Below are 21,059 nucleotides of genomic sequence, written 5' to 3' on the forward strand. Positions count from 1 at the left end.
TATAGGCTATCAGCTTGTATCACCGATTTACATCTCTAGTTATTTATCATTGACCTAGTGAAAGGTGCCCTATGAGTTCATCAGGATTTTCATTTTCTGCAGCACTATCTGTGGTGCAATCAACAAAAGACGAGAGCAAAGGCTCAGCTGAAAAAACCAAAACAGTATCAGGTTTTTCAATGTCGAATGCACTCGCAAGCACTGCTAAGAAATCGGCTGAATCGCTTAATTCTGATGCTGAATTTTTAGCTGCAGATAATTGGCAACGTGGCGATATAAAGCTTCGCTGTGTAGAAAAGTGGAATGAAACTCATGATGTCGTTAGTTTTCGCTTTCAAGGCTTAACGCCGGTTAAATTTAATTACAAACCGGGTCAATTTATTACTTTAAAACTCGAAATTGATGGCGAGATGGTTTATCGCAGTTACACCATGTCATCTTCACCTTCACGTCCCTATTCTATAGTGCTCACCATTAAGCGTATTCCAGGTGGCAAAGTATCAAACTTTGCCGCTGATAATATTAATGAAGGTGATGTTATCTCTGCATTAGGGCCTGATGGAGTCTTTAACCTTGTCGATGTGAAGGCAGATAAATATCTATTTTTAAGTGCTGGCAGCGGCATAACACCTATGTACTCAATGTCTCGTTGGTTACTCGATACCAAAGTCGGTAGTGATATTGGCTTTGTGCATAGTGCAAGAAGCGAACAAGACATTATTTTCGCTGATACGTTAAGTACGATGGCGCATAGAAGCTCGAAGTTTAATCTGAATTACCTTTTAGAGTCGGCACCTGAGCTTGTGGATGGGGTTAATCACACTGCTAATGACTGCAGAATGTCAGGCCGCTTCGATATGGCAAAGCTTGCTCAGCTGGTACCAGACTTTATGGAGCGGACTATTTTTGTCTGCGGGCCAGAGCCTTATATGGTGGCGGTAAAGTCACTGGTTGAAGCAAGCGGCTTTAATATGCTCAACTTTCATCAAGAAAGTTTCGGTGGCCCAGCAAAACCTGCAGTTAAGGTAAGTCATGCCAATAGTGACAGTGGGTTTATGTTGAGCATTGCTGATAAATCGATTTCCTTATCGGCTGATGACACCTTACTTGATGGGATTGAATCTGAAGGGTTACCGATTATTGCAGCTTGCAGAAGTGGTGTTTGCGGGGCATGTAAATGCCAAGTGACATCAGGGACGACCGAGTCGAGCAGTACAATGACGCTGACTCAAGATGAAATAGCAGCGGGTTATGTATTGGCGTGCTCAACTAAAATTACTTCAGATGTGACATTAAAAATGTAGCTCATGATTCACTCGCAATTAAAACAAAAAAGTCAGCAAATGCTGACTTTTTATTTTTTGAGAGTGAGTTTAAATGTTTAAGTTGCCATTTAATAAGGCATAGATTAAAAATCCCACCCAGCTCGCTGCCAGTAATATCCAAGGGAACTTAGGCGATGAGGTCGGCGCTTCAGCGATAAACTCAATTTCACTCGTTTCTTGGCGTGACTTGGCTTTTAAGTCTTGCTTACGTTGTTTATCTCGGCCGCGGGCTTTTGCCTTTTGCTGCTTTTTATATTCCGCAATGCCTTTTTCGATACCTTGAGCAATTAACTTAGTTTGCTCTTTGGTTTGCGATGGTTTTTGCGTGGCTTTGGCCACTTTCATTGCTTCGTTTTGGGTTTCTTGAGAAATCTGCTTCGCCATTATGCCTACACAAATACAGTGTTGAATTCTTAAAGACACTATACCGAATCTTGAGTGGGAACTTAAATTGTAGATTAATTATTGTTAAACCATGAGCTATCGCACGAGTGGGCACGCCGTTTTATCGTAAAATGGATTTTTCAATATAAGGAATCGTTAAATGTCTGACTCTATTCACGGTCGTAATGTTATTAAGTTGATGAAAGCGCAAAACACGCCACAACCACATCAGCAATGGCTTGCTCTTATGGCGCAAGAGTTTGGCGAAAATGCTGAGTTTCATACCTGTAGAGCCAGTGATATGAATGCGGCTCAATTAGTTGATTTATTTATCAGCAATGGGCGTTTAACCGAAACAGAAGCGGGTTTTGAAATTAATCAATGTGGACATTGTGCAGGTAAAGAGCACGGTGAAGAAGGTCATTCGCACGATTAATTGATGACTGATGAGGCAATGGAGAGCTATTTGGCTTGATGTTTTAGCTTATTGCCTTGACAAATTTACCATAAAAAACGCCACTATTGAGTGGCGTTTTTTTACAGGTGAAGGCTTAGCCAATCACGCTTAGATAGCCTTGCAAAATAATCGCATTAACAATATCTATAAAGAATGCGCCTACAATTGGCACGACCATAAAGGCTTGTGGTGAAGGGCCTGTTCTTGATACTAATGCACCCATATTCATAACCGCAGTTGGGGTTGCGCCCATACCAAAGCCGCAGTGACCGCCAGCCATGACAGCAGCATCGTAATTACTGCCCATTAATCTAAAGGTGACGAAGTAGGCAAATAAAGCCAGGATTATGCCTTGGGTCAGTAAGATAATTAACAGTGGAATCGCTAAATCAAAAATCTCCCATAGCTTTAAATTCATTAATGCCATTGATAAAAATAGCGCTAATGACACGGTGCCGAGGATATCAACACACTCACTGTTTATTTTAAACCCACGGGTTAACTCAGTGGCATTGGTGATAACAACACCAAAGAATAGTGCATAAACAAATTCAGGCATTTTCAGCCAAGTAATGTCGTATGCAGTAACAAATTTACCGAACCATTTAGCGCCAGCAACACATAACAGCAGAACAAATAAAACTTCTAAAATCCGTTTAGCAGTTACTCTGTCTTCTTCAAGCTGGTCGTAGGTCACTAAATCTGGGTGATCTTCATGATGATTACCTCCTACACCGTAGGATGAAACCAGCTTGTTTTTATTAATCAATCGCTGGGCAACAGGGCCGCCAATAATACCGCCCATTACCAAGCCAAACGTCGCTGCAGCCATAGCAAACTCAAGGGTGTTCATCCCGTAGTTCTCTTGGAAGGTTTGTGCCCAAGCAGCGCCAGTGCCATGACCTCCTGAAAGGGTGATAGAGCCGGCAATTAAGCCCATTATAGGTTCCAAACCTAATGCTGTAGCCATGGTTACGCCAACACCATTTTGGATAATGATATATAAGGAGGCGATACCTAAAAACAAAAAGACTTTACTACCGCCCTTCATAAGCAATTTGTAACTTGCCGCTAAGCCAACGGTGCTGAAAAACATTAGCATCAAGGTGTTTTGCATCGATAGCGTAAATTGAAGACTGATGTTATTGAAGTGCAGCAAAGTAATAAAGCTGGCAACGATCAATCCGCCCACGATGGGTTCTGGGATATTATATTTTCTAAAAGCGGGTAAATGACGGTTGACCGAATGGCCAATGAATAGGACTAAAATCGCTACAAGAAACGATTCAAGCTCTCCAATAGAATAGACTGTATTCATGAAACTCCTTTGGATAGCAATGAAAAAAGTAACACACTGCTTTAACGCATCACCACATGGTATGCCTTTATATATGACTTAAATTAATTAGTTATGCTGATTATAGATTATGACGGAGCTAAAGATAATGCTATCAAGCTAAATTGATGGGTTATTGCGCTAAAACAGACACAAATTAACATGTAATTAATCTCACGAATGCAGTTGTTAAGTTCAAAGATACAGATGTAGGTGACTTGCTTGTCACTTGTTAACTTTTAAGGACTGGATTTTGCGTTAATTTAAACCCTTGTCATTGATAAAAGGTGATTTGATGAGAGTGACTATTGAGTTTGCTGATGAGCATTAATCTGAGCTGCGGTAACTATCATTGATTTTATTTTGGTGTCAAAGGAGGGGATTAGGATGAAATTCAATGCTAAAAAAATGGAGTAATGACTTTCATCATTACTCCATTTTTATCACTATTATAATGCTTTAGAACGCAATTAAAGCTGCACTCCAAAAATTAAAATAGAAAATTAATCTACTGCAACCATAACATTGCTAGCTTTGATAATGGCATAAGCATTGCCACCAACCACTAAACCTAGTTGCTCACAAGATTTTTTAGTGACAACAGAAGTGATTTCAACACCTGCAGCTAATTCGATAACGATTTCGTTATTAACTGAACCTTCTTCAATAGAAAGAATTTTTCCAACAAGTGAATTACGTGCGCTGATTTTCATATTTTTGAAATCTCTATGTAGTAAGTGAATGTATATCAATGATATATATAATTAACTTATCTTATAAAAAATTGTTTGCAATAAGATAATGCGGCTAATGTTATAAGTTTAGTTAGTATTTTGTGGTTTTGGGGGCTATATCGCAGTTTAGTTTATGAAATTGCACTTTATCTTGCTTATTGTATGTCATTCATTAGTTGTAATTTTCAATGTTTGTTATGCCATTATCTTGTGAGCCTATATAACATTCATTAATTATCAGTGAGTTATAATAATGTAAATAGTCAATAATTTGACTTGTTAACTGCTTGGTGCTGGTGTTAAAATTCGCGTGTTTTTTTAAACTGTAGATACTCTAATGGCAAACTCATTGCAAAATGAGGACGCAAAGTGACAGCACAGTCGGGTCTGTGGGCTGCATTACTGAGTGTTAAAAGATGACAGATAATTTTGTGCAACTTATAACACTAGGATTTTAAATGAAATTGACAACTAAATTAGGGATGCTGTTAGCACTGTCTTGTTCCACGGCCTCTGTAGCTCAAGCTGATGAACTTGAACTGGTATCAGGACAATACTTCTACGGCTATGAAGAGCAGTTTAATCATGGCTCTTGGGGGATCATTGATGATTTAGATTTTTCTGAGTTACAAGAAGAAAACCCTAATTCGTTAAAGAGAGAACTGAAGGCATTGTACTCTGAAGATGAGAAAATGTACTTTGATGTTCAATGGACCCGTAAAACGTTAAAGAAAATGTTCCCTGAGCAATGGGCACAAGTTAAAAACCTAGAAGGTGATGAGCGCCGCGACGCCATTAAGAATATACGTAACCAAGCATGCGATGCCAAAATGGAAGTGGGTTATGCCACAACATATGGTATTGACGGTGAAGGTTATGCTGCTGAATTAGATACGCATGCCTGTGGCGGTGAAACTCAACTTGGAACCGTTAGAATGCGCACTTATGTGCCAACAGTTCCAGGTGCAAAGTATGCCATTTCTGTTAAATATCAAAAGCGTGACTATGATTATGAAGCTCATGGCGCACGAAATGAAGCAAATGCATATCGTGATTTAATTGTACGAGTAGGCTCGGAAAAACATAACTTATCACTTGACGCTGTCGAAGGTGAGTCACTGGATCAAGGCTTTAAAAAAGCTTGGATAACGTTTACAGCTGATCGTTTTTATACGCCTGTGATTTTACGTGACAGTGGTTTTCCAGATAGTTACGGTGTCTTGATCCGTGGTGTGCAAGCATTTAAGACTGAAGACAATGATCGTGAATTAGAATGTGCGGCTTATTATCCTGAATTTAGTCGTGATCTAAAGCGTTGTTTAGTGGGAGACGTTGATCCTAATTTAATGGGCTGTGACTTAACACAAGCAACACTAAATTGGACGAAAGGCGATAAGCTTATTGATGACGAAAGTCGTTCTATTGAAGAAAATATCTTTAGTACTGCTAAAAATACCTTCTTATCTTTGGGTCAAGCAGGAAAGCTTAAGCTGATTTTAAAAGAAAATGGTATTAATGCTAGCTGCCCTATTTCAGGTAAAACCTTACACCTTAACGAGTACACAGGTAATAATGGTACTTATGAAGAGTATGCTGAAAAAGGAGTGATTGCGGTTAAATTATTAGGTTGTATGGACGATAGTTTAAACGGTGTGTCTTTATTGGCAAATCAACATTTCTCTGCTGATCCAGAGAAACCTTTTGAATTACAAACTAACGATAAATTCGAATATAACTTCGCTCCAGAGGTTTATGCTGAATGTCGATTATCAAGAATTACCATTAAAGATAAAACGCATAAAATCCCAGAAACACAACAGGGATATGTAGAGAATAGTGATGGTATCGATTTAAATAAGATGACGCTTTCTAACGAAGATTAATTCGCACGTTGCTTGATTTAATGAACTAAAAGGCTGCCAATTGGCAGCCTTTTTATTAGTTGATTTTTCCATAAGACTCTATTTAAAAGGAGGATTTTTGTTTGTTTGAAATTATTTTTCATCACTTACTATTGGAGGTGTGTATAAAAAGTGTGCTAGGTTAGAATTTGTAAGCATGAGCTTAATGTCAATATCAATGGCTCATTACGCTTATGAAGCAGTGAATATTGCAGAATGAATAATATTAAGGATGATAAGAGGTGTTTATGCTCAGGATGTTGCGATTAACGATAAAAGGAACCGCAGTTGAACCGTTTCGCAAAAATATAGTTGGTTACTTAACGCCATTGTTCTTTGGCGGCATGTTATCTTTTTTATTAGCAGGTTGTAGCACCACCTCGCATTCTTCAGCCAAATTAAATGTAATGCCTCTTCCTGAAAATGGCGCTTATTTTGTTAACGCAATAGATTTGGATATAGCAAAAAATAACTTAGTTCCATCGGTAGAGAGTTTGTCAGCATTACTACCAGATCAAGTCGAAGAGCTTGAAGCCTTTATTGCAAGGCCTGAGATTGCTGAGCTTTCGAAGCGATATCAAGTGGTTCGTTTTATTAACAATAAAATGGTTAATTTTAATTACGAAGGCTTAAATTATAATACGGCTCAAGCTTGGCAAAATAAGTCTGGTAATTGCATGGCTTTAGCTATGCTGACGTATGGTGTGGCAAAGCATTTAAACGTGAGAGCTGTTTTTCAAGTTGTCCACTCGGCGCCTTTATTAACGCATATTTCAAATGACTTAGTCGTGACCTCAGATCATGTCCGTACCTTTTTATATGAAACGGATGCTGGCGGTGTATATATTAATGGTAGTGAATTCACCGTCATAGATTATTTCCCTGATAGAAACGATCGCACGGGAGCGGTGGTCAGTGAAGATGAGTTTCTTGCTATGTTTTATCGTAACCTCGCTGCAGATGCCCTTCTCGCCAATGACTTAACCTTGACCTACTCTCTGTTAGAAAAAGGCTTACAACTTGCCCCTAAGTATATTCCATTGATTAATATGATGGCTGTGGTGCATCGACGAGTGGGAGATTATCACGTTGCTGATGCTTACTATCAATATGGCCTACAGTTTGAATCTAACTCACTGACATTATTAAGTAACTATAACTATTCATTATATTCACAAGGTAAAGTACTAGAAGCTGATGCCATTTATCAGCAACTCATTCAGCTAGAGAATGAGACACCTTACGGTTGGTACTCAATGGCACAAGAAGCGACGAGACAGCAAGACTATTTTGCTGCAGAAGCATTCTTAAAAAAGTTTATCAATAATAGCCCTTATTATCATCAAGCCTATTATGAACTCGCCAAAGTGCAGAATGCACAAGGCAAAGTGTTAAGTGCGAAAAAAACGCTCGAAAAAGCATTGGAGTTAACATCTATGGGCAAGAGTCAGCAAAAGTACTTAGCAAAATTATCTTGGCTTAAGCAAAGTAATAGCCCTAGTCATCGTTAGTAGAGCAGTTAATCAATAATAATAAAGCCGCATATTGCGGCTTTTTAATTTCTGAGTTTAAGCGGAGGCTACTGCGTTCTAATCAATACTCAGTTCTCAGCTTTGGATGCGCTTTGGTATTAGTCAATGCTTAGCGCGACCATTTTTAACGGATGATTGCCATCAAATGAAGGGAAGTCTTCATGGCAGTGGATCCATTGTTGATGAGTCACACGCCGACCTTGTTTTTCAACACAGCGAATTAAGCTCTTCAGCCAAGTATCACGCTCCACTTTAGCGACATTATTACAACACACAATCGTGCCGCCAGATTTTGTAGCTAGCATGGCAGGTTTAAATAAGCCTTGGTAATCATTGATTAAATCGACAGTACCAAATGGACTTTTAGCAAAGCGAGGGGGATCGAGAAAGACTAAATCAAATTGTGTTGCTGGCAGCTTTGGGTATTTAGGTAATTTTTGCCCGCGGCGTCCGCCGACCTTAAGGCCTGCAAGCTGACGTAAAGCTGGAAAAGCATCACTTTGTATAAACTCACACACTTCTGTCACGCCATTAAGTTCGGCATTTTTCTTTCCAGCCGCTAATGCAAAAGAAGAAAAGTCTACGTTTGTGACCTTAGTTGCCCCGCCCATTGCTGCCGCAGTGCCGATGCCGCAGGTGTATGAAAATAAATTCAGCACCGTTTTATGTTCACTATGCTCTCTAACAAATTCACGGCCAATTCTCATGTCTAGAAACAGCAGAGGGTCTTGTCCTTCATGGCGTAATTTAGACGTAAATTGAATGCCATTCTCTTTAATGACTTGTTCAGAGCAAGCAAATTCGTGATGGTCACTCTGTAGTGCATTTTCGACACGGGAATTGCGTTTTGAGCGATCATTATAAATGACAGGTAATGCCGTTAATTTTGTGAGGACTTGAGTCAATGCTTCCAGCTGCGTTTCAGTTAGGGTTTGGTGAAATGTTTGAATTAACCATGCATTGCCATAGCGATCAATATTCAGTCCATTTTCACCTTCAACAGTGCCATGGTAAATACGATAGCAATCTGTTTGACTGGCTTCTGCTTGAGCGAGAAATGTTGCTCTACGATCGATGGCATGGGTTAATGATGTTTGCAAAGACATAAATAAGTGCTCAGTGGCGAATAGAGATATAAACGGTGATTATATCAAGCTTTACTAGATTAAGGGGAAATCCCTAGCCTGAAAGGCTGGTAATTGTGGCAATAGCGCCTAGGCTAAAAGAAGATTATCCATAAATTTAGTGATGGAGGCTCAGTTTTCAGATGTTAATAGTATTTCAGCTATTGAATAGGGCATATATTACTGAGCCCGTAGGTTGATTGGTTAGGATTTAGAGGTTTATTTGAAGCAGCTATTTTGTATTTCCGCTAAAAAAATGTTGTTTTGTATCCTGGGCCTATGTGGTTTTAGCTTGACTTTATCTGCCAATGAACTGGTTTTTGACCCTTTGCTCACGATTAATGATAGTCAGCAAGGGCGAGAGCTGGTTGAGCTTTATTTTCAAGCAGAAAATTCACCAGATAACACATTTAATACCATAACAAGCATGAACACGTCAGGCGTGTTTGATAATAATGTGTTTTACACCGCTGTTTATTATCGCATTCTCCATAATATTGCTGTTGCAAAATCGGATCTCGATGCTGCGTCCCAGTCTGCTGAGAAATTATTTGAGTATGGTCAATCGCAACAGCTGGATTGGATCCTTGCAGAAGGCTTGACCTTAAAAGGGATCCTCGCTGCCCGCCAAGGTGAAAGCAAACAGGCTTTTGACTATATTGAGCAAGCGATTGTAATCTGTGAATCGATACATTATGAGCGACTATTAGCAAGAGCACTCAATACTCGAGGTATATTACACTCACGCAATTTAGACTACGAAGCATCTTTAAGTGATTATCAAAAAGCCATTTCATTGTTAGATGAGAGTAACCAACATCATTTTCTAGGTCGAATATATTCAAATATTTCAGTGGTTTATTCGAGATTGAAAGATTGGCGAAATGCCATTGAATACAATCAGAAAGCCGCCGAATTGTTGTTGAAGGACGACAATATCAGTTATGAACTACTGGTTGTTTTATATAGTAATGCCAGTAATTTGATGTTGCAGGTTAACGATATCGCCGCCGCGACAGATTTTAGCCATAAGAGTACAGTTGCAGCACGTCAGTCAGACAATGTGCAGTTAATTGTAAATGCATTATGGACTGAAGCAGAATTATTGTTGCAGCAACAACAAATGAGCCAAGCAGAGCCGATTATATTGGAATGTCTATCCCTTGCTCACGAAGCCTTAGATCCCCTAGCATCAAAGCAATGTTTATATGGTTTAAGTGAGGTAAGATTTAGTCAAAAAAACTATGAGCAAGCCACAGAGTATGCAAACCAATTATTGCTAGATTTTGAAGATATTAATAATCAAGATTGGCTCTTAAAAACACATCAATTACTTGCCCAAATTTACCAAGAAACGGCTCAGTACCCTGAAGCACTCGCACATTTGACCACTTATTATGAAGGCACTCAACGGCAACTGTTCGATAAACGTGAAAAACAAATCTATGAGTTACAAGTGAAATTCGATGCGCAATTACAAGATGAAAAAATTGCGTTATTGACTGCGGAGAATAACTTAAAAGCTGCCACCTTAGAGAAAAAAGAGCTCCAAGAAAAGTTGTGGATCTTAGTGTTTAGTGGATTAACTATCGGAATCGCGCTTCTCATTCATCGCTATACGTCTAATAAAAAACGCATCTCAACATTACGTTCAACCAACAAAAATCTCTATATGCAATCGAATAAAGACCCATTGACGGGTTTATACAATCGCCGGTTTGTAAATAACTTTGTTGAGCATAAAATCACTAAAACAGGGGTAGAGTATTACAGTGTGCTCATTTTGGATTGTGATTTGTTCAAGAAAATCAATGATACCCATGGTCATGACGCTGGCGATGAAGTGTTAATGGCATGCGCCACTCGTTTGCAAAACAGAATCAGAGCAAACGATGTGCTCGCTCGCTGGGGCGGTGAAGAGTTCCTGATATTATTAGCGCTTGAGTCTGATGAATTGCAACAGCATATCTTGGAACGATTTAATCAGGTGATAGCAGATACCCCGGTAGAATATTCTGGACATTCACTCAAGGTGACGATTTCTATTGGGGCAACTAAGCCTATTTTATCGTCTGAACTTGTGCAACATTGGCAGCATTATCTCACTTTAGCCGATAGTGCGTTGTATCAGGCTAAATCACATGGACGAAACTGTGCTTTTATCGATGGGGCAATTATTGAAGCTTCATAGTTTACAAAGCTCGTACATTGCCAAGGTTTGCTTAGGAATTTGAAGGTACAGAATGAACCTTAAAGGTTTTATCGGCAATCAGTTTGCCATTGAGTTCTAGTGTCATGCGCCAGTTTCCCACTTTGTTACTCACAGGTGCCCAAATACAATCGCCTAAATAAAACTTCCAATCATTTTCTTTTATATACACTTCGCCATCGTAAGGCGCTTCAATATTACCTTCTGCATCAGGGATATTTGGATGATAGATACAATATTTAAGCACTTGGTTTTTCGCTTTTTTAATGCGAGTGACAAAGCCGAACTCCATGTCTATTACGGCTGGCACATGGACTGTCGCTTCTAAAAAGCGGGGGAGCTCATCACTTTCAGAGTCCCACTTACTGAAGATGCCTGATTGGATTATCTTGATATCTGCTTTTAATTTACTCATAAACGTCTAAATTCAATTGACTTGGGTAGCGATTATTTCGCCTTAATGTGCTTAATCGCTGCTTGCATTGCAAACTCATAACCTTGAATGCCTAACCCGCAAATAACCCCTTGTGCTTTATCTGAAAAATAAGAATGACTTCTAAAGGGCTCTCTGGCGTGCACATTTGAAATGTGAACCTCAATAAAGGGAATGTTAACGCCTAAGATCGCATCTCTTAGTGCGACACTTGTATGAGTGAACGCTGCAGGGTTAATAATAATGAATTGAGCGTCAGTTGCATGAATCGCATCGATAAGCTGATACTCGGCATTAGATTGAATATGATCAAACCCTAAGCCAGACTGTTGAGCTAATTGGCGAGCATTTTCAACCAAGGTGTTTAAGTTATCGTCACCGTATAATCCAGGCTCTCGGCGGCCCAATAAGTTAAGGTTCGGGCCGTTAACCAATAAAACTTTTGCTTGCGTTGACATGTTCATTCCTTGCTAAAAGTGTTGCAGCTCGCTGCGTTAAGTCAATTGCGATGTTACTGATCAAATGATTGGACTTAAGTGAGTGTAATTTATCATGATAATGATAGCCAAATCGGGAATTATTTTCATGATAACCCGCGGTAATGGCTAATAATCAGATTTGCTTCTTCGTAGCGCTTTAGTCGCTCCGCGCTGTTTTTTTGCGTCAACACGGCGACGCTGACTAGCCTTAGTTGCTTTAGTAGCAATTCGGGCTTTTTGAACAATCCCGACGCTTTTCACTAATTCAATAAACTGCTCTAGTGCCAGTTGTCGATTAAAATCTTGGCTACGACTTTGCTGACACTTAATAATAATTTTGCCACTTTTAGTAATGCGGTGATCGGCTTTGGCTAGTAACTTTTGCTGATAAAACTCAGGGAGTGAAGACTGCCTAATATCAAAAATGATCTGCGCCGCAGTTGACACTTTATTGATATGCTGGCCACCTGCACCACTTGAACGGATAAATTGCCATTCAATTTCATTATCTTCAATGCTGACACGGTTGGTAATATTGATCATTGTGCTAAAACGCTTCACTTTTTTAAATCATAACTGTGGTTAGCTTAACAAACTTTTGTTTAGTACAGCGGATAAGATTTGCTACTATCAACAATAATATAGGCTGAAACAGATGTTGATACATCGTTATGCAGCCGCATAGACAGTTTGGAGTTGCGTTATGTTGTGCCAAATCCCTGATATTTCCCCAGGTGTCATTAGCTTGTTTGTTAGTGGACGTTTATCGACCCATGATTACCAAACGCACTTGCAACCATTGATTACTCAGTATCGTGACAATAGTGGCCAAGTAAAATTATACATCGAAGCTGATGTGTTGCTAGAAGGGTGGGATGTCAGTTCATTAATGGGCGGAGATAAAGTTCAATTACCGCCATTTGATGCTTTGGTGTTTGTAGGAGGCCCTGACTGGGTAGGTAACTCGGTTAATTTACTTGCGCCATTTATGCAAGGTGAAGTAGCGTGGTTTCCGTTAGAGCAAAAACAACAAGCCATAGCATGGCTTAAGCAGTGATGTCAGTGTCGTGTTGCGACATAAAACCAGTTTAGATATATTTTTGTTATAAATTCAAGGAAGTAAAATTAAATGTTCAATAATAAAACCAACCGTTTAGCGGCTAAACTAACGATTATTTTTGCTGCAGCAGCATTGGTCCTAGGGTTGAGTGCTTGCTCGCCTGAAGTAGGAAGTGAAGCTTGGTGTAAACAAATGAAAGATAAGCCTAGTGGTGATTGGACTGCTAATGAAGCGGCTGATTATGCCAAGCATTGTGTATTCTAAATGATCATAAACCGTGATCGCGTTATTTATTATGACATTCAAGGCTAGCGGGTTTAGCACTTTTAGGTAAACTCATTGTCTTATGACTAGCCAGTACTTTCATTAAGCTATTTAACTTGCTTGTTAAGTGCTTGGCTAGGAGTTATTTATCAGAGGTCATTTGTGTCATTGTCAGCCATTAAAACATGTGCAAAATTAATGGTCGCCGTTATGTTGCTGCAATTTATCAGCACTAACTTAGGCGAGCATCAGTTGCATCTTGGTGATGGCGAAAACGAACAAGTGAACCATTCCCACATCGTATTTTCAGCACCAGCTGATGTTTGCGATAAAGCTGATGATTTTGCTCACTTATTTAATGCAACCTCGACAGCATCTGAAATCCATAACCATACATTATTGGCTGACAACCAAGATTATGAACTGTGTTTAGATTGTCAGTGTCACGGTGGTCATAGCGCAACAATTGATTTTGTCGCTCAGCTTATGCCTGTGGCAATAATTTCTGAAGCGCCAAAAACTGTTATTCAAACTTACATTCCCCCAGAAGCACGCTTAAGTTACCGCCCTCCTATTTTATTAATCAGTTAATGACTTAACTGATTAATTTTGCATAGTTATCGTTTTAACCGACTGGTTCTGTCTCATCCTATTGGGTTTGAGGCAGCCTGTATTGAGGCTAGTTATAAGTCGCCAAAAGGTTAACTCGCTTAGAAAACTATTTTTGCATCCAGATAATTTCAGGGTGATAACAGCTTTGCACGATTAATCATCAATTAATTTTAGATTTTGACTTAGGTCGAAACGAGAATAAATGATGAATAAATCTATTATTTCTTCAGCGCTTATTATGCATTTAAGCATGATGGGGGCGAGTATTGCGTCTATACACACTGTGCATGCCGAAGGGGCGTTAGCGAGCACCTTTAATCGGCCAATGCATAACACTGCTCACTCAGCATTTGAGCGCACTAATGTTACTACAAGTACTCAATCGTGGTTTGACACCTTGATGCTCAGCTTTGAACAGTTGCCACAAATACAGGCCCAAATGTCGTTAAAACGCCAAGCTTTATTGAAGTTATCAGCCGCAGATAATGCGATTTATAACCCAGATCTTGGTGTGGATTATCAACATGCACCGGAGGACGACACCTTCACTATCGCCTTAAGTCAAACCATTGATTGGAGTGATAAGCGAGGCGCAGCAATTCGATTAGCGCAATTGGAGTCAGAAATCACCTTGTCGGAAGTGGCAGTTGAGCGCAGTCAGATACTGTCAAAACAATTGTTGGCAATAGTGGCGCTGCAACAAAATCAAACCTTGTTCGCTTTTAATCAACAGCAGTTTGATTTAGCAAGGGCGCAACTTGCATTGGCTGAGCAGCGTGTCGAAGTAGGCGATATTGCTATGGTTGAACTGCAACTCATGCGTCTTGATGTCGCCAACAATGCAGCCGCTTTGGCTTTAGCAGAGCAAGCATTACTTGTTGCAGAAACAGAAGTCTACACCTTATTAGGCCATGAGAGTGTACCTAATATAACGCTAAACAGTTTATTAGAGCTGACATTAAGCCAACGAGTCACTCCAGAGTTACCCGCATTAAAAACGGCCTATCAACAAGTCATGCTAGCCAAATTGCAGGTGAATCAGTTAAAGGCTGACTTATCTGCAGATCCCAGTATTAGCCTCAGCGCAGAGCGTGAAGGTAGTGATAATAAATGGGGGCTAGGTGTGTCGATTCCATTAACCGTCCGCAACAACTACCACGACTCCTTTGCTGCAGCGAACGAAAGCATTGCCATTGCTGAACAATCTTATCTAGCGACAGAAAAGGCACTGCATCAACAGTGGCAGCTATTTACTCGTGCAATCCCAAGATTATTAACACGCTATCAAGACTGGCAGCAATTAGTTGAGCAATCAGGTCAAGAGGCGACAGCTTTGATTTCAGGCCAATGGCAAACAGGTGATATTAGCACCAGTGATTATCTGCAAAGTCAGCGGCAAATGAGCACTAGCTTTGTTGCTGGCGTCAACTTAGAGGCCAATTTGTATCAACACTGGCTAACGTGGATGGGCGACAGCGGGCAGCTTGAACAAGTGCTACAGCAGCATTTTATGACCAATAAGTCAGCAACTACCGACGCTTTAGCTGATTAACTAACAACAATATTGAGTGGTTATTTGTTGAGTTTATAAAGCGAATAACGGCTTAAAAGGAACATTATGAATATTCAACATCTTGATAAAAAACTGAGCAAACGCTCGCTAACTGTTATCGCGATACTGGTGTCAATTTGCTATATCCCCCAAGTATTAGCGGGGCCCGGGCATAACCATGCCGAGAAACCACAACAAAACGATCGCATTACTCTGCAGAATGAAATCACTGATGAGCATAGCAATGCGTTAGTGCTTACTGACCGTCAGCAGCAAATGGCTGGTATCGAAGTGATGAGCTTATCAAGTAGCACATTTAACTTAGATGATGTGGCTACAGCAACCCTCATTGTCGATCGAGATCATACCGTCACCCTAGCGCCACAGTTGGATGTCAGAGTGCTAAAACGTCATGTGGTGCCAGGCCAGTTAGTCAATAAAAATCAAGTTTTACTGACCTTGGGCGGCGCGGCAGTGGCTCAAGCGCAAGCGGATTATATTACCGCAGCAGCTGAGTGGAATAGAGTGAAACAGATGAGTAAAAACACCGTCAGTGAAAGTCGACGATTAGTGGCAAAAGTACAAGCTGAGCTGACTCGTGCCAACCTCGAAGCGCTCAGTATGACGGCATTGCAAATCAATCAATTGATTACCAAGCCTGAGTCCATTGGTCGTTATCAATTATTGGCACCGATCAATGGCCGGGTGCAGCAAGATGTGGCCTTGATAGGTCAGGTTTCTGCTGGTGGAAGCCCGTTAATGCAGTTAACGGACGAGTCACACTTATGGGTCGAAGCTCAGCTTTCTGCTCATCAGGCTGCGGGGATAAATAATGGCGATAAAGCATTAGTCAGAGTCAATGAGATATCCATTGAGGGGACGATTATTGGCCGTTCCCATGAATTGGACTTGGTGACGCGCACAGAACAAGTATTAGTGAGCATCGATAATAGTGAATACGGTTTACATGCTGGACAATTTGCGGAGTTGTATCTACCAAATAGTCTCGATGGTGGTGTCGTGTTACCTGATGCCGCTTTGACCCGCAGTCGCGATGGTGATTGGCAAGTGTTTATCCAAGATGAAGATGGGTTTGAAGCGGTCGAGGTTGAAGTGATTGAAAGCCAACGCGGAATGAATATGGTTAGGGGTATTGAGCCTCGCGTTCATGTGGTGATCAGTGGTGCGTTTTTGTTGGCGTCTGAACTTGCAAAAGCAGGTTTTGATATTCACAACCACTAGGAGCTGAGCATGTTATATAAGTTAATCGAAACAGCGGTTAAACACCGATTTGTAGTGGGTTTGGCGTTGCTCACTATTGTTATTGCTAGTGTATTCATGTTGCCAAAGCTGAATCTGGACGCCTTTCCTGATGTCACCAATGTACAAGTTACGGTGAATACCGAGGCCGAAGGATTAGCTGCCGAAGAGGTAGAAAAACTCATTAGTTACCCTGTTGAATCTGCCATGTATGCCCTGCCTGAGGTGACTGAAGTTCGATCGCTGTCACGCACCGGTTTGTCGATAGTGACCGTGGTTTTTGCTGAAGGGACGGATATTTATTTTGCCCGTCAGCAAGTTTTTGAACAGTTACAAGCAGCAAAAGAAATGATCCCTGAGGGTGTCGGCGTGCCTGAGATTGGGCCGAATACCTCAGGGCTAGGACAGATTTATCAATATATCTTGCGGGCAACACCTGAATCAGGCGTTGATGCCGCAGAGCTACGTAGTCTCAATGATTACTTAGTGAAGTTGATTTTAATGCCTGTTGGCGGTGTTACCGAGGTGTTGTCATTTGGCGGTGATGTACGTCAATACCAAGTGAACATCGACCCCAACAAGCTACTCAGTTACCGCCTAACAATGGCACAAGTGACAGAGGCTCTGGAGAGTAATAATCGTAATGCTGGTGGCTGGTTTATGCCCCAAGGACAGGAGCAGCTTGTTGTTCGTGGTTATGGGTTACTGCCTTCAGGTGATGCGGGATTAAGGGCAATAGCACAAATTCCATTAACAGAGGTGGCAGGCACCCCAGTTAGAGTTGCTGATATTGCACAAGTTGAATATGGCCGTGAAATTCGTGTGGGTGCAGTAACCTTTACCCGTAAAGAGCTAAACCCTGTGAATGGCAAAACTGAAGTTAATGCCATGGGTGAGGTTGTTGCTGGCGTTGTACTAAAACGCATGGGGGCGAACACTAAGGCCACGATTGATGACATTAACGAGCGGGTGAGTTTGATTGAGCAGTCACTGCCCAAAGGCGTCTCGTTTGAGGTGTTTTACGATCAATCAGACCTGGTTAAGCAAGCTGTCACTACCGTTGTTAATGCTTTACTAATGGCATTTGTGTTCATCGTGATTATTTTAGTCTTATTTCTGGTTAATCTGCGGGCGACGTTATTAGTGCTGTTATCAATTCCTATCTCGATTGGTTTAGCGTTGATGGTCATGTCTTATTACGGCATGTCAGCGAACCTAATGTCACTGGGTGGTTTGGCGGTGGCTATAGGCATGTTAGTTGATGGCTCGGTGGTGATGGTTGAAAACATTTTTAAGCACCTGACTTTGCAGCAAGCGGATTCAGATTTAAACCAAGTCGGTGATAAAACATTCGCAGCGCAACAGCTTGAGCGTCATCGTTTGGATCACAAACTAACCGCGCTTACCGTGAGTAAGGTGATGTTAGCGGCTAAAGAAGTGTGTAGCCCCATCTTCTTTGCGACCGCAATTATCATCGTGGTGTTTGCGCCGTTGTTTGCACTAGAAGGCGTTGAGGGAAAAATGTTTCAGCCGATGGCGGTGAGCATTATTCTGGCGATGGTTTCAGCATTACTCGTCGCACTGATTGCTGTGCCAGCCATAGCAGTGTTTTTATTTAATCGTGGGGTTAGCGTCAAGCAAAGCCCGATACTTGCCCCTATTGAACGAGTTTATCGTCAGCTATTGGCAATCATCATGAAGCAACCTGCGATAGTCATGGTAACGGCGGTGGCGATGTTCGCTGTGAGTATGATGCTAGTACCCAAGCTAGGCACCGAGTTTGTGCCTGAACTTGAAGAGGGCACCATTAACCTTCGGGTGACTTTAGCGCCGACAGCAAGCTTACAAACATCACTCGATATCGCACCAAAAATCGAGGCGATATTGATGGATTTCCCTGAGGTGGAATATGCATTAAGTCGTATTGGCGCACCAGAGCTTGGCGGCGATCCAGAGCCTGTGAGTAATATTGAAATCTACATTGGTTTAAAGCCTGTTGATGAATGGAAAAGTGCTGACAATCGTTTTGAACTGCAGCACTTAATGGAAGATGAACTGAATATCTTTCCTGGCTTGTTGTTCACCTTTTCACAACCGATAGCCACCCGTGTAGATGAATTGCTTTCAGGGGTGAAAGCGCAATTAGCCATTAAAATCTTCGGCCCAGACTTAGCGGTATTGTCTGAAAAAGGTCAGCGACTAACGGAACTGGTTAGCGAGGTTGAAGGAGCTGTTGATGTGTCGCTTGAACAAGTCAGCGGCGAAGCACAATTGGTTATTCGGCCGTTACGTGATCAACTGGCTCGATATGGCTTAAGTGTCGATCAAGTGATGAGTTTGGTAAGCCAAGGTATTGGTGGCGTCAGTGCAGGACAAGTGATTGATGGTAATGCCCGCTATGATATCAACGTGCGATTAGCTGAGCAGTTCCGCAGTTCGCCAGATGTACTGCGTGATTTGATTTTGCGCGGCGCTAATGGTGCCCAAGTTCGTTTAGGTGATGTGGCCAAAGTGGCTGTAGAAATGGCGCCGCCGAATATTCGTCGCGATGATGTACAGCGCCGCGTTGTGGTGCAAGCTAATGTATCTGGCCGTGATATGGGCTCGGTTGTAAATGATATTTATGCCATTGTGCCAAAGGCGCAGCTGCCAGCAGGCTATACCGTGGTCGTCGGTGGTCAATATGAAAACCAGCAACGAGCACAGCACAAGCTGATGCTAGTGGTGCCGGTTTCAATTGGATTAATCGCCTTGTTATTGTTTTTCTCATTCGGCTCACTTAAACAAGTGGGACTCATTATGGCGAATGTGCCGTTAGCGTTAATCGGCGGAGTAGTCGCGCTTTACGTTACTGGGACATACTTGTCAGTGCCAAGCGCTATTGGCTTTATCACCTTATTTGGCGTGGCGGTGCTTAACGGTGTGGTGCTGGTGGATGCCATTAATCAGCGGCGAGAAGAACACAATCAATCTGAATCACTGCAAACCAGCGTGTTTGAAGGCACTATCGGCCGATTGCGCCCTGTGTTGATGACGGCATTAACTTCAGCATTAGGAGTCATCCCAATATTACTGTCAACGGGTGTCGGCAGTGAAATCCAGCAACCGTTAGCGATAGTGATTATTGGCGGTTTATTTAGCTCGACAGCATTAACGCTGTTGGTATTGCCGACTATGTATTTGTGGTTGTATAAGGCAAAACACAAAAAGTAGTTTCTTGATTCTAGACTTCAAAAAGTAACCCAACTTTTTAGTTGGGTTACTATTCATATCTTCTAGTGCCGTCACACTCTGATTTCTACGACCTTCCGATACCTTGACATTATCTACCCCTTTAGAGACTATCGAGTCGAAAAAAATGTATAAATATTTAAAGGCTTTGTTAAGTAAAGTCTAATGAAATTAATAAAAATGAAGGAGAAGGCTATGTTTTATCGTGCGTTGATACTGTCTTTGTTACTAGTATTGCCAACTGCGGTTAAAGCCGAGAACTATTCAATTGGTACTGGTGGTCAAAGCGGTATTTATTATCCATTTGGCGGTGCGTTAGCCAAAGTGTGGTCGGATGAAGTGCCACAAGTTAACGTTAAAGCTGAAGTCACTGCCGCATCAGTTGAGAACACAATTAAAGTCGTACGTGGCGATATGATTGCCGGTATCGCGATGGGCAATGTTGTCCTTGATGCTTATAAAGGCGAAGGTAAGTTCAGAAGTGCAATGCCAGTGAATACACTGTTTGCCTTATATCCAAACCTTGTGCATGCCATTAGTCTTGAAAAGTCAGGCATCACTTCGCTTGCCGATCTTAAAGGTAAGCGTATTTCATTAGGCGCTCCTGCCAGTGGCACAGCGGTAACGTCTGCTGCATTACTTGAGTCTATTGGTATTGATGTGAAAAAAGATATCACTGCTGTGTACCTAAATTATTCAGAAACCACCAACGCATTAGCGAATGGTCAAATTGATGCTGGTTTTATTGTGGGTGGTCAAGGTGTTGGCGCGGTAACTCAAGTGGCATTAACCCATAAGGTTAATATTATTCCTGTTTCTGCTGAAGAAAGTGCAGCGTTTATTAAGCAAAACCCTGCTTATAGCAATTACACCATTCCTGCCGATGTATACAACAATGTGGGCGCTGTGCCGACATTAAGTGTATGGAATGTGATTGTGGTTAGCGCCAAAATGAGTGATGAGATGGCGTTTAACTTAACTAAAGCTGCTTTTGAGAATATGTCAGAAGTGCAAAAGGTCGTGAAGGTTGCTGAAGCCACAACACCTGAAAATGCTGACCGCCTGCAAGGTGTGCCATTACACCCTGGTGCGCAAAAGTATTTAGATAGTATTAAGTAGAACGCTGGATTTTCTACACGACAAAACACCTGTAGGTCAATGCAAGA

The 21,059-nt window shown here is 41.4% G+C and carries 19 protein-coding genes and 1 riboswitch; of the genes, 12 read left to right on the forward strand and 7 right to left on the reverse strand.

What is annotated here, in order from left to right:
* Window positions 1-71 precede the first annotated feature (71 nt).
* Window positions 72-1,304, forward strand: a complete 1,233-nt coding sequence (locus tag A9267_RS14770; RefSeq protein ID WP_082972403.1) for a hybrid-cluster NAD(P)-dependent oxidoreductase — start codon at window positions 72-74, stop codon at window positions 1,302-1,304.
* A 69-nt stretch (window positions 1,305-1,373) separates the two neighbouring features.
* Here A9267_RS14770 and A9267_RS14775 read toward each other — a convergent pair whose 3' ends face one another.
* Window positions 1,374-1,709, reverse strand: coding sequence for a DUF2956 domain-containing protein (locus A9267_RS14775; protein ID WP_055022812.1), 336 nt, complete (start codon window positions 1,707-1,709; stop codon window positions 1,374-1,376).
* A gap of 160 nt (window positions 1,710-1,869) precedes the next feature.
* Between A9267_RS14775 and A9267_RS14780 the strand changes: the two genes are divergently transcribed.
* The gene (locus tag A9267_RS14780) at window positions 1,870-2,145 is read left to right on the forward strand and encodes a YecH family metal-binding protein (RefSeq protein ID WP_065109725.1); all 276 of its coding nucleotides are present in this window, start codon (window positions 1,870-1,872) and stop codon (window positions 2,143-2,145) included.
* Window positions 2,146-2,260: 115 nt separating this feature from the next.
* On the opposite strand, the gene gltS is transcribed toward A9267_RS14780, so the two are convergent.
* Entirely contained in the window at window positions 2,261-3,484 is a 1,224-nt protein-coding gene (gene gltS, locus A9267_RS14785; RefSeq protein WP_055022810.1) for a sodium/glutamate symporter, read from the reverse strand.
* A 521-nt stretch (window positions 3,485-4,005) separates the two neighbouring features.
* Window positions 4,006-4,215 (reverse strand): TOBE domain-containing protein, encoded by a 210-nt coding sequence (locus A9267_RS14790; protein WP_055022809.1) that lies wholly within the window; start codon window positions 4,213-4,215, stop codon window positions 4,006-4,008.
* Between the two features lie 350 nt (window positions 4,216-4,565).
* A riboswitch (cyclic di-GMP riboswitch) is annotated at window positions 4,566-4,643 on the forward strand.
* A 51-nt stretch (window positions 4,644-4,694) separates the two neighbouring features.
* Between A9267_RS14790 and A9267_RS14795 the strand changes: the two genes are divergently transcribed.
* Both A9267_RS14795 and A9267_RS14800 read left to right on the forward strand, forming a co-directional pair.
* The gene (locus tag A9267_RS14795) at window positions 4,695-6,119 is read left to right on the forward strand and encodes a hypothetical protein (protein WP_065109726.1); all 1,425 of its coding nucleotides are present in this window, start codon (window positions 4,695-4,697) and stop codon (window positions 6,117-6,119) included.
* Window positions 6,120-6,385: 266 nt separating this feature from the next.
* Complete coding sequence (locus A9267_RS14800; protein ID WP_065109727.1) at window positions 6,386-7,648, forward strand: tetratricopeptide repeat protein; 1,263 nt, start codon at window positions 6,386-6,388, stop codon at window positions 7,646-7,648.
* Window positions 7,649-7,767: 119 nt separating this feature from the next.
* Here the strand turns inward: A9267_RS14800 and A9267_RS14805 are convergent, their stop codons facing one another.
* A complete protein-coding gene (locus A9267_RS14805) occupies window positions 7,768-8,775 on the reverse strand; it encodes a class I SAM-dependent rRNA methyltransferase (protein WP_065109728.1) in 1,008 nt (335 codons plus the stop codon).
* Window positions 8,776-9,085: 310 nt separating this feature from the next.
* Here A9267_RS14805 and A9267_RS14810 point away from each other — a divergent pair, with 310 nt between their 5' ends.
* Window positions 9,086-10,984, forward strand: coding sequence for a tetratricopeptide repeat-containing diguanylate cyclase (locus A9267_RS14810; RefSeq protein WP_197495549.1), 1,899 nt, complete (start codon window positions 9,086-9,088; stop codon window positions 10,982-10,984).
* A gap of 31 nt (window positions 10,985-11,015) precedes the next feature.
* Here A9267_RS14810 and A9267_RS14815 read toward each other — a convergent pair whose 3' ends face one another.
* From A9267_RS14815 to arfB, 3 genes are all read right to left on the reverse strand, one after another.
* Window positions 11,016-11,417 (reverse strand): DUF3859 domain-containing protein, encoded by a 402-nt coding sequence (locus tag A9267_RS14815; RefSeq protein ID WP_065109730.1) that lies wholly within the window; start codon window positions 11,415-11,417, stop codon window positions 11,016-11,018.
* Window positions 11,418-11,449: 32 nt separating this feature from the next.
* Complete coding sequence (gene aroQ, locus A9267_RS14820) at window positions 11,450-11,893, reverse strand: type II 3-dehydroquinate dehydratase (RefSeq protein ID WP_065109731.1); 444 nt, start codon at window positions 11,891-11,893, stop codon at window positions 11,450-11,452.
* Window positions 11,894-12,040: 147 nt separating this feature from the next.
* Window positions 12,041-12,457, reverse strand: coding sequence for an alternative ribosome rescue aminoacyl-tRNA hydrolase ArfB (gene arfB / locus A9267_RS14825; RefSeq protein ID WP_055022802.1), 417 nt, complete (start codon window positions 12,455-12,457; stop codon window positions 12,041-12,043).
* 160 nt (window positions 12,458-12,617) lie between these two features.
* Here arfB and A9267_RS14830 point away from each other — a divergent pair, with 160 nt between their 5' ends.
* The 7 genes from A9267_RS14830 to A9267_RS14860 all read left to right on the forward strand — a co-directional run bounded on the left by A9267_RS14830 (window position 12,618) and on the right by A9267_RS14860 (window position 21,012).
* On the forward strand, window positions 12,618-12,971 hold the full coding sequence (locus tag A9267_RS14830; RefSeq protein ID WP_055022801.1) for an STAS/SEC14 domain-containing protein: 354 nt from the start codon (window positions 12,618-12,620) through the stop codon (window positions 12,969-12,971).
* A 72-nt stretch (window positions 12,972-13,043) separates the two neighbouring features.
* Window positions 13,044-13,238, forward strand: a complete 195-nt coding sequence (locus tag A9267_RS14835; protein ID WP_055022800.1) for a DUF3012 domain-containing protein — start codon at window positions 13,044-13,046, stop codon at window positions 13,236-13,238.
* 162 nt (window positions 13,239-13,400) lie between these two features.
* Entirely contained in the window at window positions 13,401-13,829 is a 429-nt protein-coding gene (locus tag A9267_RS14840; protein WP_065109732.1) for a hypothetical protein, read from the forward strand.
* Window positions 13,830-14,052: 223 nt separating this feature from the next.
* Window positions 14,053-15,402, forward strand: coding sequence for a TolC family protein (locus A9267_RS14845; protein WP_231919152.1), 1,350 nt, complete (start codon window positions 14,053-14,055; stop codon window positions 15,400-15,402).
* 66 nt (window positions 15,403-15,468) lie between these two features.
* Entirely contained in the window at window positions 15,469-16,644 is a 1,176-nt protein-coding gene (locus A9267_RS14850) for an efflux RND transporter periplasmic adaptor subunit (protein ID WP_065109733.1), read from the forward strand.
* A 9-nt stretch (window positions 16,645-16,653) separates the two neighbouring features.
* Entirely contained in the window at window positions 16,654-19,875 is a 3,222-nt protein-coding gene (locus A9267_RS14855; protein ID WP_065109734.1) for an efflux RND transporter permease subunit, read from the forward strand.
* Window positions 19,876-20,073: 198 nt separating this feature from the next.
* Window positions 20,074-21,012, forward strand: coding sequence for a TAXI family TRAP transporter solute-binding subunit (locus tag A9267_RS14860; protein ID WP_259651253.1), 939 nt, complete (start codon window positions 20,074-20,076; stop codon window positions 21,010-21,012).
* The last annotated feature ends 47 nt before the right edge of the window (window positions 21,013-21,059 follow it).

Source organism: Shewanella sp. UCD-FRSSP16_17 (genome assembly GCF_001675935.1).
Classification (GTDB): Bacteria; Pseudomonadota; Gammaproteobacteria; order Enterobacterales; family Shewanellaceae; genus Shewanella; species Shewanella japonica.